At 60.9% G+C, this 1,183-nt stretch carries 1 protein-coding gene and 1 pseudogene; both read left to right on the top strand.

Going from position 1 to position 1,183, the window contains the following annotated elements; translation table 11 throughout:
• Positions 1–868: group II intron reverse transcriptase (locus ACFYXH_RS42475; protein ID WP_389575185.1), on the top strand; the 868-nt coding region annotated here is incomplete at its 5' end.
• Between the two features lie 94 nt (positions 869–962).
• Positions 963–1,154, top strand: a pseudogene (locus ACFYXH_RS42480) (IS110 family transposase); the annotation flags it as partial.
• Between the last annotated feature and the right edge of the window lie 29 nt (positions 1,155–1,183).

Below are 1,183 nucleotides of genomic sequence, written 5' to 3' on the forward strand. Positions count from 1 at the left end.
GGAAGCGAACGATGTCAAAGAACGCCTTGTCGCATGGCTGGACCCTAGAGGTCTTCGCTTCAACGAAGAGAAGACCAGGGTCGTTCACCTGTCACAGGGGTTCGACTTCCTAGGGTTCAACGTTCGACGTTTCGGCGAGAAACTGATCATCAAGCCCAGCAAGGAGGCTCTACGGAAGATCCGGGAACGGCTCAGCACGGAGATGCGTGCCCTCAGAGGGGCAAACGTCGAAGCAGTGCTGCGCAAGCTGGTCCCGATTGTCAGGGGCTGGTCCGCCTACTACCGGACGGTGGTGTCCAGCAAGGTGTTTGCCTCCCTGGACAGACACGTGTGGACGCTCAGCTACAAGTGGGCCAAGCACACCCACCCCAAGAAGTCGAGGCATTGGGTAGTAGACCGATACTTCGACAGGTTCAACAAATCCAGGAACGACAGGTGGGTTTTCGGGAACCGAAGTAATGGGGCCCATCTCCCCAAGTTCGCCTGGACGAGCATCAACAGGCACCAGATGGTGAAGGGTTCGGCGTCACCAGATGACCCCGCACTCCAGAGCTACTGGAGCAACCGACGTCGAACTCGAACGCCACCGCCGATGGGCAAGACGAGTCTTGCCCTGGCGGTCCGTCAACGAGGGCTCTGCCCTCTTTGCGGGCAGGCGCTCATCGTCGGCGCTGAGTACGAGCCTGACAGTCCACGAGAGTGGATCGAATGGTTCGATGCGATGAGGAAGCGGCTGCATAAGCACCACTTCACTTACCGGCGCGACGGCGGAAGCGATGCGCGAACCAATCTCCGTCTCATCCACTCCGAATGTCATCGCCAGCACCATGCAGGAGACGGCAAACGGACAGCCACGGCAGACCTGTGAAGCCAACGGGCTTGCTTGAGCCGAGGTGCCTGGAAAGCGGGCATGCCCGGTTCTGAGGGGGCCGGGTCGCGGCAACGCGACCCGGCTACCCGACCGAGCCTTCTACCTCGCCGCGTTCGCCTCACTGTCACAGCCAGACTCACGCGCCTACTACGACAAGAAACGCCGCGAAGGGAAACACCACGTCGCCGCGATCGTCTGCCTCGCCCGCCGCCGGATCGATGTCCTCTTCGCCATGCTCCGGGACGGCACCTTCTACGAACCGCCCAAGATCGCTACCGCTTGACGAAAGCCATAGGGGCACTTTTTCAGCGC

Origin of the sequence: Streptomyces sp. NPDC002730, from assembly GCF_042888805.1 — a bacterium.
In the GTDB taxonomy this organism is placed as follows: Bacteria; Actinomycetota; Actinomycetes; order Streptomycetales; family Streptomycetaceae; genus Streptomyces.